The 13,860-nt window shown below is 51.8% G+C and carries 15 protein-coding genes; 13 read left to right on the top strand and 2 right to left on the bottom strand.

The window, feature by feature from the left end:
• Positions 1-236 precede the first annotated feature (236 nt).
• The 12 genes from ACRJJO_RS04010 (at position 237) to ACRJJO_RS03955 (ending at position 10,688) form a co-directional block, all read left to right on the top strand.
• The gene (locus ACRJJO_RS04010) at positions 237-2,045 is read left to right on the top strand and encodes a methanol/ethanol family PQQ-dependent dehydrogenase (protein ID WP_341326386.1); all 1,809 of its coding nucleotides are present in this window, start codon (positions 237-239) and stop codon (positions 2,043-2,045) included.
• 80 nt (positions 2,046-2,125) lie between these two features.
• Positions 2,126-2,971 carry a methanol oxidation system protein MoxJ gene (gene moxJ / locus ACRJJO_RS04005; protein ID WP_431064628.1) on the top strand — a complete coding sequence of 282 codons (846 nt, stop codon included), beginning with the start codon at positions 2,126-2,128 and terminating at the stop codon, positions 2,969-2,971.
• Positions 2,972-2,987: 16 nt separating this feature from the next.
• Complete coding sequence (gene moxG / locus ACRJJO_RS04000; protein ID WP_431064627.1) at positions 2,988-3,461, top strand: cytochrome c(L), periplasmic; 474 nt, start codon at positions 2,988-2,990, stop codon at positions 3,459-3,461.
• A 17-nt stretch (positions 3,462-3,478) separates the two neighbouring features.
• The gene (locus tag ACRJJO_RS03995) at positions 3,479-3,763 is read left to right on the top strand and encodes a methanol dehydrogenase [cytochrome c] subunit (protein ID WP_341326384.1); all 285 of its coding nucleotides are present in this window, start codon (positions 3,479-3,481) and stop codon (positions 3,761-3,763) included.
• 194 nt (positions 3,764-3,957) lie between these two features.
• The gene (locus tag ACRJJO_RS03990; RefSeq protein ID WP_431064626.1) at positions 3,958-4,974 is read left to right on the top strand and encodes an AAA family ATPase; all 1,017 of its coding nucleotides are present in this window, start codon (positions 3,958-3,960) and stop codon (positions 4,972-4,974) included.
• Positions 4,975-5,148: 174 nt separating this feature from the next.
• Entirely contained in the window at positions 5,149-5,775 is a 627-nt protein-coding gene (locus ACRJJO_RS03985; protein WP_431064625.1) for an MxaP protein, read from the top strand.
• Between the two features lies 1 nt (position 5,776).
• Positions 5,777-6,631 carry a DUF58 domain-containing protein gene (locus ACRJJO_RS03980; RefSeq protein WP_431064624.1) on the top strand — a complete coding sequence of 285 codons (855 nt, stop codon included), beginning with the start codon at positions 5,777-5,779 and terminating at the stop codon, positions 6,629-6,631.
• Positions 6,632-6,797: 166 nt separating this feature from the next.
• Positions 6,798-6,992 carry a hypothetical protein gene (locus tag ACRJJO_RS03975; RefSeq protein WP_431064623.1) on the top strand — a complete coding sequence of 65 codons (195 nt, stop codon included), beginning with the start codon at positions 6,798-6,800 and terminating at the stop codon, positions 6,990-6,992.
• Positions 6,993-7,051: 59 nt separating this feature from the next.
• Positions 7,052-7,975, top strand: a complete 924-nt coding sequence (locus ACRJJO_RS03970) for a nonribosomal peptide synthetase MxaA (protein WP_431064622.1) — start codon at positions 7,052-7,054, stop codon at positions 7,973-7,975.
• Positions 7,972-8,955, top strand: a complete 984-nt coding sequence (locus ACRJJO_RS03965) for a vWA domain-containing protein (RefSeq protein ID WP_431064621.1) — start codon at positions 7,972-7,974, stop codon at positions 8,953-8,955. Before ACRJJO_RS03970 ends, ACRJJO_RS03965 begins: the two co-directional genes overlap by 4 nt.
• Complete coding sequence (locus tag ACRJJO_RS03960) at positions 8,952-9,512, top strand: MxaK protein (protein ID WP_431064620.1); 561 nt, start codon at positions 8,952-8,954, stop codon at positions 9,510-9,512. Before ACRJJO_RS03965 ends, ACRJJO_RS03960 begins: the two co-directional genes overlap by 4 nt.
• A 246-nt stretch (positions 9,513-9,758) precedes the next feature.
• Positions 9,759-10,688 carry a vWA domain-containing protein gene (locus ACRJJO_RS03955; RefSeq protein WP_431064619.1) on the top strand — a complete coding sequence of 310 codons (930 nt, stop codon included), beginning with the start codon at positions 9,759-9,761 and terminating at the stop codon, positions 10,686-10,688.
• Between the two features lie 209 nt (positions 10,689-10,897).
• Here the strand turns inward: ACRJJO_RS03955 and ACRJJO_RS03950 are convergent, their stop codons facing one another.
• Entirely contained in the window at positions 10,898-11,323 is a 426-nt protein-coding gene (locus ACRJJO_RS03950) for a hypothetical protein (RefSeq protein WP_431064618.1), read from the bottom strand.
• Positions 11,324-11,542: 219 nt separating this feature from the next.
• Positions 11,543-12,196, bottom strand: a complete 654-nt coding sequence (gene rpiA, locus ACRJJO_RS03945; protein WP_431064617.1) for a ribose-5-phosphate isomerase RpiA — start codon at positions 12,194-12,196, stop codon at positions 11,543-11,545.
• An 82-nt stretch (positions 12,197-12,278) separates the two neighbouring features.
• Here rpiA and ilvA point away from each other — a divergent pair, with 82 nt between their 5' ends.
• Positions 12,279-13,808 carry a threonine ammonia-lyase, biosynthetic gene (ilvA, locus tag ACRJJO_RS03940; protein ID WP_431064616.1) on the top strand — a complete coding sequence of 510 codons (1,530 nt, stop codon included), beginning with the start codon at positions 12,279-12,281 and terminating at the stop codon, positions 13,806-13,808.
• Positions 13,809-13,860: the final 52 nt, after the last annotated feature.

Here is a 13,860-nt window from a genome sequence, read left to right as displayed (position 1 = left end):
CCCGAAATAAAGATGCGGGACAATTTCCCGGTTCTTTCTTAGCGCTTTTCCCGAGTTCTAGGTGCCGTATTCCGTAACGTTGCATACCGCTCCTTCCGTATGATTACCGTCCGTGCGCTGCCCTCTATGAATGATTCGTTATGCGCCTTGATCACGCTAAGCCGGTTGTAATAACAAACACCGCGATTATTAGAGGGCCGCGCCGACATTATGCGATAAATCAATCTGGAGGAATTATGCAACACCATAAAAAACGCGAACTCTGGGGCGCGGCGGCATTAGTGTCGAGTGTCTTGCTGGCCGCGTCACAGCCGGCGCAGGCCAATCAAGCGTTAGATAAGTTGTCTAAACAAAATACCAATTGGGTCATGCAGACCAAGGATTACAGCTCGACTCACTATAGCGAGTTGTACGATATTAATATTACGAATGTACAAAACCTGAAGCCGGCCTGGTCATTTTCAACCGGCGTTCTAAACGGTCATGAAGGCGGGCCTCTGGTCGTTGACGGCATTATGTACGTGCACTCACCCTATCCAAACAATGTATTCGCAATCGATCTGAATAACCCCGATAAAATTCTGTGGCAATTCAAACCGAAGCAAAACCCGGCCGCACGCGCGGTGGCTTGTTGCGACGTTGTCAACCGCGGCTTGGCTTATGCGCCGCAAGGCAAGGATTATCCGGCGACTATCTTTTTAAATCAATTGGACGGCCATGTCGTCGCATTGAATGCGAAAACCGGCGAACTGCTATGGAAAATGGAAAACTCCGACATCGCGATGGGCTCGACGCTGACTGTGGCGCCGTTCGTCGCCGAGGATAAAGTCATCGTCGGCACTTCCGGCGCCGAATTAGGGGTTCGCGGATACGCGACCGCCTACAACATCAAAGACGGCAAGCAAGCCTGGCGTGTCTATGCGACCGGTCCCGACGAAGACATCAAGCTGTCGAAAGACTTCAACAAGGCCAATCCGCATTACGGGCAGTTCGGTCTGGGGCTGAAAACCTGGGAAGGAGACGCGTGGAAGATCGGCGGAGGTACGAACTGGGGTTGGTATGCCTACGATCCTGACTTGAGAATGCTGTACTACGGATCGGGTAACCCGGCGCCGTGGAACGAAACAATGCGTCCCGGCGACAACAAATGGACTATGACGATCTGGGGCCGCGATATCGAGACCGGGGAAGCGAAATTCGGCTATCAAAAAACGCCTCACGACGAATGGGATTATGCCGGCGTCAATTACATGGGGCTGTCCGAGCAGAAGGTCAACGGTAAGATGACCAAGTTGCTGACCCATCCGGACCGCAACGGCATCGTCTATACGCTAAACCGTGAAAACGGCGACCTGGTCAACGCGTTCAAGATCGACAACACCGTCAACTGGGTCAAGCATGTCGATTTGAAAACCGGCCTGCCGGTGCGTGATCCGGAATATTCGACACGCATGGACCACGAAGCGAAAGGCATTTGTCCTTCGGCGATGGGCTACCACAACCAAGGCATCGAGTCCTACGACCCGAACAAGCAATTGTTCTTCATGGGTGTGAATCATATCTGCATGGACTGGGAACCGTTCATGCTGCCTTATCGGGCCGGCCAATTCTTCGTCGGAGCGACGTTGAACATGTATCCGGGACCGAAAGGCACGCTAGGTCAAGTCAAGGCGATGAACGCGGTGACCGGCGAGTTCGAATGGGAGGTTCAGGAAAAATTCGCGGTTTGGGGCGGTACGACCGCAACAGCCGGTGACTTGGTCTTCTATGGCACGTTGGACGGCTACATCAAGGCCTTGAACTCGAAAACCGGCGAAGAACTATGGAAATTCAAGCTGCCTTCCGGCGTGATCGGTCACCCGATTACTTATAAACACGAAGGTAAGCAATATGTCGCGATTTACTATGGAGTCGGCGGTTGGCCCGGTGTCGGGTTGGTCTTCGATCTGAAAGACCCGTCGGCCGGTTTAGGCGCGGTCGGTGCGTTCAAGGAGTTGGCGCATCACACCCAAATGGGCGGCGGCGTGATGGTATTCTCGTTGTAATAAATGAGGCATGAATGTCGGGCTACGTCTCTCACCTAACGCTAGGCGAGGACTAGCCCGGCCTACATAAAGAGGGCTAAATGAAACAATTGAATGACATTTTGACTGCGTTGGCTATTGGCTTGGCTGTGTCGGCTTCGGCTCATGCAAGCGAAGAGCCTCTGAAAGTGTGTAATGCTGAAAACGAAATGCCTTATGCGAACAAAAAAGGCGAAGGCTTCGAAAATAAGATCGCACAAGTCGTCGGCGAGGCGCTCGGGCGGCCGATCGAATATGTCAATTGGACCGATGCGCGCTATTTCGTACGCGATTATTTGGATAAAGGTTTGTGCGATGTTGTGATCGGCATGGATACCGGCGACCCGCGCGTGCTGACGACCAAGCCATATTATCGGTCGGGTTATGTTTTCATCACTCGGGCGAAGGACGGTTTGGATCTTCATGGCTGGGACAGCAATGCATTGATGAATGCCGAGCGCATCGCCTTCATTCCGGGCACCCCGGCCGAAGTGATGATGCGCAAGATTGGACGCTACAACGACCAATTCAACTACATGCATGAACTAGTCGGCTTCAAGTCGCGCCGGAACCAATATGTAAAATACGATCCGGCGAAGCTGGTCGGCGAAGTCACCTCTGGTAATGCCGAAGTCGCGGTGTTGTGGGGGCCTTCCGCTGCTCGCTATGTCAAGGAATCCGCGACGCCTCTGACGATGGCGGTCATTCCGGACAATAACGTCCGCGCCGACGGCGAGAAAGTCGGCTTTCACTACAGCACCTCAATGGGCGTGCGCAAGGAAGATACTAAATTGCTCGAACAGTTGAATCAGGCGCTGGCCGAGCGCCGTCAAGACATCGATCAAATATTGAGCGCCGAGGGCATACCACTTGTTTCGGAACCCGCACAGGCGTTGGCATCAAAATAAACAGGAAAAGATAACAATGAAATTAACACGACTACTGGCCGGTATTTTGGCCGGAACGGCTTTGATAAGCACTGCGGCCCATGCCGAAATTACCTTGCGTAATGCGATTACCGGCGAACAGCTGGATATGAGCTTCGCTAAAAAAGGCGGCGATACCGAAGCGTTCAAGCAGTTCATGCAAGACGGAAAGAATCCTTATAACGGTAACGAAGAAGTGATTGCTGAAGGGGAAAGTCTTTATATGACCGGTTGTTCAGGTTGTCACGGCCATGAAGCTGAGGGCAAGCTAGGCCCGGCTTTGGCCGACGACTACTGGACTTATCCGAGCGGAGAGACCGATAAGGGCTTGTTCGAAATTTTGTTCGGCGGCGCGCAAGGCATGATGGGGCCGCAATATGTCAACTTCAATACCGATGAAATGCTGAAAATTATGGCGTTCATTCGCAGCATCTACACCGGCGATACTAGTAAAGCCAAATGGCTTAAATAAACAGCGAGGTTAACACGATGAAAAAAACTTTATTGCTCAGTGCCGCAGGTTTCGCGGTTGCTTTGTCGTCTTCCGTCATGGCTTACGACGGAACTAACTGCAAGGAACCCGGCGTTTGTTGGGAGCCGAAGCCGGGTTTTCCCGAAAAGGTAGCGGGTAGTAAATACGACCCGAAACACGATCCTAATGAACTGAATAAGCAAGCGCAGTCGATTAAGGAAATGGAAGCTCGCAATAAGAAACGAACGGAGCATCTTTCTAAAACCGGCAGGTTTGTTTATGACGTAGAAGAAATCAATTAAAACTGTATCCCGTTTCCGCTTGCCACCAGCCGTATGGCATGTGGAAACGCATACCGTGCTGAGTGGTCGGTATGATTTTCCCCTTGGAAACCGAAGGCCTGATTTTGCCGCCGGTTTCATTCGTGATCTTTGAAGACTAATATGACTTCGCCCCAGAAGGCTGCAGGCTGGATGGGGCCTTTTTTATCTCTGCCATGACAGACAAATTACTGAACGATTGGCGCGAAAAGGCGCTGCAATTCGAGCAACAAATCAACCGAGTCGTGATCGGCCAGCAAGAAGCGGTTCGAAATATCGTGATCGCGGTATTCGCGCGCGGGCACGTCTTGCTCGAAGGCAATGTCGGGGTCGGCAAGACCACCTTGCTGCGCGCGGTCGCGCAAGGGCTCGGTGGGCAGTATCAACGCATCGAGGGTACGATCGATTTGATGCCGGCCGATCTGATTTATTACACGTATTTAAACAGTGACGGCAAGCCTTGCGTCGACCCGGGGCCGTTGTTGAAACAAGGCGAGCAACTCTCGACCTTCTTTTTTAACGAAATTAACCGCGCCCGACCACAGGTACACTCGCTGCTACTGCGCGTAATGGCAGAGCGTAGCGTCGGCGCATTCAATCGGGAATATCTTTTCCCGCATATTCAAGTATTCGCGGACCGTAACCGCGTCGAAAAAGAAGAAACCTTCGAATTGCCGGCCGCCGCGCGCGACCGCTTTTTAATGGAAATCGGCATCGAGACGCCGAATGACGATACCGTCTTGGATGATCTGATGTTCAACCCACGCTTTCACGATGTCGATGCCTTGGTCGGCGAAATCGATAGCAGCCTAATCCCTTATTATCAACTCAACGAATGGGCCGTTCAGATTCAACAAACGATCGAACCGAGTCCTGCATTGCGGCGATACGCGCTCGATCTATGGAAGGCCGCTGCCGAGCCCGGCCGATACGGGATCAGGCTAAGCGATGTCGATATGTCTCAATTGATACAGGCGGGCGCCAGCCCTCGGGGCATGAGTTATCTGATACGCGCCGCGAAAGTCCGCGCCTGGCTCGAGAGTCGCACGGTATTGCTGCCCGAGGATGTCCAAGCGGTTTATCGGGTGACGATGGCGCACCGCATTTTTCTGAATCCGATCATGGCCTATCGCAAAGACGAGCTGATGCCCGAGTTGATCGACGGGATTTTGGAGGCGATTGCCGCGCCTTGAGGTTTGATAGCAGTAAGCGGTGAATTCCTCGTTCCCACGCTCCAGCGTGGGAATGCATACCGGTCTGACCGAAGCAGCCAAGGTATGGGTTTCCATGGAGGACCGTGGGAACCAGAAAAAAAACATTGGAACCGGGAACCGGAAAAACAATAAACAAGTTAACTAAGCAATCCAATGAATTATAAAAAATGGATCGAATCGGCTGTGCCGAAGGCCGGCTTCAGTCATCTAGTGGAAATGTATTTGACTTGGTCCGGCGTGGGCTTTGCCGGAGCGCTGATCGCCAGCGCGCTCGATCATTATTCGGCGGTGCCTTATGCCGCGTACTTCACCGGCGCCGTGAACGATGCGGTTGGCTACCGTTTTTGGGTGCTCTTGGCCGATATCGGCTTGTTGTTTTTTTGTTTCAGCCTGCCGTTTCTCTTCATGACGCGCTATTTCCGCTCCGTCGCTAAAGTTGCCGGACCCTTACAGCGGCTTACCTACACGTTTTTCGTCGTAGCCTTCGACGAGGGCGCATTGATGATCGGCATCTTATTCGCGAATTTGCTGCATGCTTCCGATAAAACCGCCTTGCTGGCGAGCAAATCGTTTTTATTCAGCGATGTCGGCTTTTTTACGATTCTAGTGCTGATCGTTTTGAATTCGGCGCTCTGGATGTTGGGCGAGTCCATTTTCAACCGTGAAGATAAAAGTTTTTCGGGCGTCGTACAAATGCTGATGACTGCGCCGGTCAAATACACTGCCCCGGGCTATTGTTGTTTCACCGGTATCGCGGTTTATCTGATCGTGAGTCAATGAGATGGCGTTAGCGATAGAGACTTTCCACTACCGTTTGGCGCATCCGGGGTATTGCGCGATTCCCGGCGCTCACCCCGGGCAAATGGTCGGCAGCGGACAGTTATTCAAGCGGCATGAGTTGTTGTTGGCAAGTCCCGATCCGAGGCGTTTGGATTTACGGGCCAGCCTGCTCGACCCGTTCAATAATTACCGGGTCAAGGTCTTTCAACAGCACAGCAAAATCGACGTGTTCGTGATCGCCGATCTGTCCGCGTCGATGTCCATTCCGGGCGAGTCCTCGAAATTACAAATCGCGGCCGATTTTTTACTGTCCTCCGCACAATCGGCTTTTGAATCCGGCGACAATTTCGGTTTCATCGGCTGCGGACATGGTATCGAAAAAAAATGGCTGTTTCCGAAAGGCTTGCGCATGGGCCGCGTGCAGGAATTGGCTCGGGATTTGTCTCGCGTTCGAAACGGGCAGGGCGGCAACGGCCTGTTTCATGTAGAGCCTTATTTGCCGCTGCGGCGGTCCTTGATCTTTCTGCTATCAGATTTTCATTTCGATCTGAATCGATTGTCGCGCCTTGCCGGTCTCTTCGGTAGGCATGCCGTCGTTCCGCTCGTGTTGTGGGATCCGTCCGAATATGCCGACTTGCCGGAGTGGGGCATCGTCAAGTTTCAGGACAGTGAAAACAAGCGCACCCGGACCTTGCTCATGCGTCCCGGATTGAAGCGGAAAATCATCGAAGCTTTCGAGCAGCGCAGAGGCAGGTTACGGCATTGGTTCAGATCCAAGGGTGCGGAGCCATTGTTCATTGAGGGTCGTTACGAGGCTTCGGCATTGACGAATTATTTTCTGCAGAGAGGGGTGTGAGAGGTGAAAGATGAAAGGTGAAAGGTGAAAGGTGAAAGGGGCATAAAGGCGTCGACCCCCACAGGGGTCTGATGCTCTGTGGGAGCGATCCCCTGATCACGATGTCATTGCCGAGAACGTTACTGTGAAAGTTCGTAGATTTGGACTCTTTATCTAATTTTTCGATATGCAAAAGCTCAGCAACGAAAATGCCGGTTCCGAAGAGAGTGCGGTTGCTCGACCGACAGGCGTCGGCGGCAGGGTCAGCCGCCGTCGAGCCTACAAGGACGTATTCACGGCGTCCTGTCGGGTGAGTGACCGCACCCTCCCTAATCTGAATTTTTATTTGTTGGGGCGATGGCCGGGCCTTCATGAGCGCTAGGTGACAATTAATGGTATCGAGGTCATATTGGCTAAGTTTACAAGAGGTTATTTAAAGCAATGAATTACGATGAGCGCTCCGTCTGGGAAGGCATGCTGAGGTTAATGTTGTTACTGGGAGTCTTGATCAGCGGTTGTTCCGGATCGCTGCAACAATCGGTCAGTCGTTTCGAGTTTTTAACGCCGAAGCCGTTCGGTTATGTCATCGGCGATGAAATCGCTCATCGTATCGTCATCGATACACGCGCCGGCATCGAATTGAACAACAATACATTGCCGAAGCCAGGAGAATTGAACCGGTGGTTAACGGTCAACCAGGTCGAGAATTCGCAAAGCAAGATCGCTCAAGGCGTGCGCCATGTCATCGATATCCGTTATCAGGTTTTTTATGCGCCGCTCGAAGTCAAGATGCTGGCGATTCCGGGGTTTTCGGTGCAATTCAAACAAGGTGCGCAAACGATAGATCAAGACGTGCCGGATTGGCATTTCACGATTTCGCCGTTACGCGAATTGGCGGTCCGGAAAGACGAAGGCGGTGAATATATGCGTCCGGATGTGCCGCCTGGCGGCCTGTCGAATGACGATACCGTATGGCGACTGTTTGCGAGTCTATTTATTGTCGCGCTGAGCGCGCTTTATCTGAGCTATCTTTACGGATATCTTCCGGGCTTGCCGAGACGCGGTATTTTCAAGCGGGCCCAGCGGCAATTGTCGCGTTTGCCTGAACGGGATCTCGCAACGGCCTTGAGTGTGGTTCACCATGCACTTAACACATTGAACCGCAAACCTTTGTTTCAACACAAGCTTAATGAGTTTTATCGAAACCAACCCGATTATCGTAAATTAGCCGGTCAGTTGAATGATTTTTTTGAAGTGTCCAATCGTTATTTTTTCGCCGGTTACGGCGACATCGGGCGGGATGACTTCGACAAGATAGAACGTCTATGCCGCTTATGCCGTGAAGTCGAGCGAGGCGGCCGGTGACTGATATCGCTTTCGAAGCGCCCTGGGCCTTGGTCGGGTTGTTGTTGATCGTGTTTCCATTGCTCAAGACCGGCGCGGCGCCGTCGGCCTATTCATGGCTCGCGATCGTACCTGCCGACTGGCTGTCCGGTTTGTTGGTTTTGCTCTTACGTGTCATCGGAATGTCGACCATCGCCGCACTATCGCTCGGGCTGTCAGGCGTGTATTTGAAGGAACAAAAAGTCGAGCGCATCGGGCGAGGTGCGCATATCGTGTTGTTGCTCGACCGAAGCCGCAGCATGGACGATACGTTTGCCGGCAGGGCGCCGGACGGTTCGAATGAATCGAAATCGGCAACGGCCCGGCGCTTGTTGACCGAGTTCGTCGAAAAACGCAAGCATGACCGCATCGGCGTTACGGCTTTCAGTACCTCGCCGTTGTTCGTGATGCCGCTGACCGAAAACAAACAGGCCGTGCAGGCGGCGATTGCAGCGACGTCTGCGCCGGCTTTGGCTTACACCAACATCAGCAAAGGATTGAGTCTGGCAGCGTCATTTTTCGAACAACAGCCGTTGACCGGCTCCCGTATTTTATTGTTGATTTCGGATGGTGCGGCGGCGATCGACCCCGACAGCGAGCAGGCCTTGAGACAGTTGATCAAGCAGCAGCAAATCCGCTTGTATTGGGTGTTTTTGCGTACCGAAAACAGCCCCGGCATATTCGATGTGCCCGAAGATTCTCGAAACGATAACAGCGATGCGATGCCGGAGCGTTATCTACATTTGTTTTTTAAAAGTCTCAATGTGCCGTATCAGGCTTACGAAGCCGAAAATCCCGATGCGGTGCAAAAGGCGATAGCCGATATCGATACCCTGGAAAACCGGCCGTTGCATTATTTCGAACGGATTCCGAAGCAGGATTTATCCGGATTATGTTATCGCTGGGCCATCATTTTATTGTTGTTGCTATTGGCTTTGAAAAGTTGCGAGGTAAGAAGATGAAGGTGTCGTTACGGCAAGGTGTGGGTTGGTCGCTGTTTGCCGCCGCTTGTCTGTCGGTCATTGTCCAGCTCTGGACTTTAAATCGGATCGAACGCGAAAACGCATGGATAGCAAAATTGTTGTCGGGTCATGATATCGCCATCGAAAAGGTGATCGGCGCACAGCCCGAGGTACGCCTGGCCCGCGCGATTTATCTGAGACAAATGCACCGTTACGACGAGGCGTTAGCGACCTTGAATTTGATTATCGACCAGGGCGGGCCGGAACTGCAAACCAAAACCCGTTATAACCTCGGTAATTTGTATCTGGCGCAAGCGGTCGAGCAAACCGAGGCGTTAAATTTCAATGAAGCTTTACCGCTGGCCGGACTTGCCAAGCAAACCTATCGTCAGGCCCTGGTCTTGAATAGCGGCTTTTGGGATGCGAAATACAATCTCGAAGTCGCCATGCGGCTATTGCCCGAAATGAACCGCGTTAACATCGGCGATGACGAGCCCGAAAACAAAAAGTCGAAGTTATGGACGACGGTACCGGGATTTCCACGCGGTTTGCCTTGAGTTGGTTAGCAGTTAGCGGCGAGTGGATGGTTGTGAAAGGGGTAAGGAGCAAGGGAAAGGGACAAGGGGCAAGGGAAATAGCCTGTATTCGCTCGTTCCCAAGCTCTTTGCTTGGGAATGCAGTACAAGAAGCTCTTGCTTCTCGAAATCGGTAAGCAAGAGCTTGCATGAAGGCTTTCCCAAACCGGAGTATCGGAAACAGCGAAGGGTTAGTACTGACAAACCAAAAGTACCAATAAAGAGACTATGTATTCACGACAAATCTTCAAGGATTACCGTTTTTGGTGCCTGGCTGCGGCAGGCATTGCGCTTGCCGTGTTGTTCATCCATCCCCGCGAACAACGCAAAAGCCCGGTTTTTGATTTGACATTCTTTATCGATATCACGCGTAGTATGAATGTCGAGGATTACCAGGTAGACGGCCAAGCGGTGAGCCGTTTAGAGTTCGTTAAACAAAGCTTGCGCGACTTGTTGCTGAAGTTGCCGTGCGAATCGAAAGTCGGATTGGGCGTTTTTACCGAGCGGCGCTCGACGGTTTTGTTTGAGCCGGTCGAGGTGTGTTCGGGGTTTGCCGAGATCGATGCCGCGATTGCAGCGTTGGATTGGCGCATGGCCTGGGCCGCCGACAGTCGAATTGCCAAAGGGTTGTTGAATACCTTGGAAATGCGCCGAGATAGCGGCAGCCGTTTGGTGTTCATGACCGACGGCCAAGAAGCGCCGCCGGTCAATCCGCGTTATCGGGCCGATTTTTCGGGCATTAAGAGTGCAATAAACGGTTTGCTGGTCGGTGTAGGCGGCATGGAGCCGGCGCCGATACCGAAATACAACAGTCGGGGCGAGCGGGAGGGGTTTTATAAGGCCGATGATGTGCCGCATCGTTCGACTTTCGGTCTGTCCAACTTGAATCCTGAAGAAATCGAGGGCTACAACGCCCGCAATGCTCCCTTCGGTAGCGAAGCTGTGGCTGGTAACGAGCACCTGAGTTATTTGCATGAAGCCTATTTGCAACAGCTAAGTGCAGAAGCCGGTTTGCACTACCATCGGTTGGCCGGTAACGAGCTACTTTTCGAAGCCTTGCGGGGCGGCGATTTGGCCGAACAAAAACAAGTCGAGAACGATGTGCGTTGGCGCGCGGCGCTTGCCGCATTGGTTTTGTTGTTGGCGGTGTTTGTTTGAAGGCGGTTGGTCGCCGCCATTAAGTCATGCTGACTTTAGGCTTTAATGTGCCTTAAAAGCCTGCCATTGATAATGTGTGGCCATGACGGATAAAGGTTTTCCGTTAACTTAATGGTAGTGAGGCGGTAGGTTGGTGAGAAACAGTTGGGTGCGTTTCGATGACCGGTATCGGCACATCCTTGTGCGCAGATGTTTGTCGATAGCGAGGCTTACTCGGCCTTATCGCTGTCATCCGGTTTGACTTCTTCGATTACCTTCGATGTGGATTCCTTCAGGCTATCAAGGGCGGGTTGGGCTGCTTCCTTGGCTTTTTCGGCGGCATCTTCCATGGCTTCTTTGGTCGCATCGACCGCCTCAGAAGCGCTTTCGGCAGCTGATTCAGCCGATTCTTTTACTTCCTCGACGGCTTGAGACCTTGTCTCGTCGGCTTTTTCCAATGCTTCTTTCGTTTTCTCTTGCGCCGCTTCTGCGGCTTCTTTGGTGATTTCCTTTACGGATTCGGCGGCTTCGGAAACGGATTTTTTGATCGGTTTGGTCGAGGTGTCGGGTTTTTCGACTTTTGCCGTATCGTCGGAATTACCACAACCAGTTATAGCGATAAGGGTCGTTAAAATAAGTAAGGGTTTGGTTTTCATAATGCGCTCCTATCGTGTGTTAGAGGGCAGCCGCATACAGCAGAGTTATGTTGAATGCGAGTGAAGTTTGATTCTAACGTAATCAATGGCGCAATGCATGGATTAGAATTTATTAATTTTGAATTTTTGGGGTTAGTTGAGTGTTGTCGTCTATGCAAAGCAATGGAGAATTTCGGGCAGCGAACGATATAAAATTTGATTCGCCGCCCGAAGAGTCGCTTAGAAAGTAATGATTTCTTCGCCTTCGCTGACCAGCACGATGTCGGCCGGACGTAGCGAGAAAATGCCGACCGTGATGACGCCTGGAATGTTGTTTATAGTTTTTTCTAAATCGCTTGGGTCGACGATGTTCAGGTTATGCACATCGAGAATATGGCCGCTGTTGTCGGTCACGCAGTTTTCACGCCAGACCGGTTGGCCGCCCAGTTTGACTATTTCTCTAGCGACGTAACTTCTTGCCATTGGAATGACTTCCACCGGTAGCGGGAATTTGCCGAGCACGTCGACGCGTTTGGAGCCGTCCGCTATGCAAACGAATTGCTTACTGGCGCCGGCGATGATTTTTTCGCGGGTCAGTGCGGCGCCGCCGCCTTTGATCAATTTCTTATTCGGATCGATTTCATCCGCGCCGTCCACATAGACCTCGAGCGTGCCGACATCATTCAAATCCAGTACCGGAATGCCCATTTTTTTTAGGTGAGCCGTGGTAGCTTCGGAGCTGGATACTGCGCCTTCGATGCCCGATTTCATTTCGGCCAGGCCATTAATGAAGTGAAATACGGTCGACCCGGTTCCGACGCCGACAATCGAAACGCCTTTAACGTAATCTAGGGCCGCGTAAGCTACTTTTTGTTTGAGTTCGTCTTGTGTCATAGTTTTTTATTTTCAGGTTAGTAGTTATTGTTAATGTGTGATAATAACGCATCTAATTCGAGAGCTCATCCGTTTTTTAAGTATGTTAAGCCAGTATATCGAAAAAATATTAAGGGCCTGCGTCTACGATGTCGCGGAAGAAACGCCGTTGGATTATGCGCCGAACTTGTCTAGGCGCCTCAGAAACGATGTTTATTTGAAACGTGAGGATTTGCAGCCGGTCTTTTCGTTTAAATTGCGCGGCGCTTACAACAAGATTGCGACGTTAAACGAGAAAGCTAAGGCTAATGGCGTGATCGCGGCATCGGCCGGCAATCATGCGCAAGGCGTGGCTCTGTCGGCGCAGATGCTTGGTATCGATGCGTTGATCGTGATGCCGCAAACGACGCCCGAAATTAAGGTTAACTCGGTGCGCACACGGGGCGCCCAAATCGTCTTGTTCGGCGATTCCTATGACGAAGCTTATGGGCGGGCACGAGAAATCGCCGCCGAGAAAAATATGGCATTCATTCATCCGTATGACGATATCGATGTTATTGCCGGGCAGGGTACGATCGGAATGGAGATTTTACGGCAGAAAACCGGTGTGCTCGATGCGGTGTTCGTACCGGTCGGCGGTGGCGGTTTGTTTGCGGGCATTGCGGCCTATATCAAATTCGTACGCCCCGAGGTCAAGCTGATCGGTGTCGAGCCGGACGATGCCGATTGTTTGAATCAGGCTTTGAAAGCGAACGAGCGGGTTGTGCTTAAGCAGGTCGGTCTGTTTACCGATGGTGTCGCGGTCAAGCAGATCGGCGAAGAGCCGTTTCGGGTCTTGCGGCATACGGTCGATGAGGTTGTTACGGTCAATACCGATGAAATTTGCGCGGCGATCAAGGATATTTTCGACGATACTCGTTCGGTTGCCGAGCCTGCCGGTGCGCTGGCCTTGGCTGGCTTGAAAAAATATGTCGAAATCCGAAAAATCGTCGATCAAACGCTGATCGCGATTGAAAGCGGCGCGAATATTAATTTCGATCGTTTGCGCTATGTTGCCGAACGAGCTCAGGTCGGCGAGCATCGAGAGATTTTGTTGGCTGTCGAAATTCCTGAAGTGCCTGGTAGTTTTTTGCGTTTTTGTAAAATGCTCGGCAGTCGTAATGTCACAGAATTTAATTACCGTTATTTTGATGCAAAGAAAGCCAATGTATTCGTCGGTCTTTCGACGAGCGGCGACGATTTCGATAAAACGGATTTAATTAGTTGTCTCGAAGCTAAAGGTTTTTTTGTCGTCGACATGACTGCGAACGATTTGGCTAAGGAGCATATTCGCTATATGGTTGGCGGTCATGCGCCGCGTGCGCTGAATGAAGTGGTCTATAGTTTGCAATTTCCTGAGCGTCCTGGTGCCTTGTTGAAGTTTTTAACGGCTTTGGGCGATCTTTGGAATATCAGTTTGTTTCATTACCGCAATCATGGCGCGGCTTTCGGGCGGGTGTTGATCGGGTTGCAAATGCCCAATACCGAGCGCTACGTGTTCGAGGCGTGCCTGGATCGTTTAGGATTCGAGTATGCGGAACAAACCGCAAACCCCGCTTATGATTTGTTTGCCGGCGGCGGGGAGCAGAAATAGTGAAAGGTGAAAGGTGAAAGGTGAAAGGTGAAAGGTGAAAGGTGAAAGGTGA

The organism is Methylotuvimicrobium sp., from assembly GCF_050611805.1.
In the GTDB taxonomy this organism is placed as follows: domain Bacteria; phylum Pseudomonadota; class Gammaproteobacteria; order Methylococcales; family Methylomonadaceae; genus Methylotuvimicrobium.
Note: the sequence above shows the minus strand (reverse complement) of the source record. Positions and strands in the feature narration are given on the sequence as shown.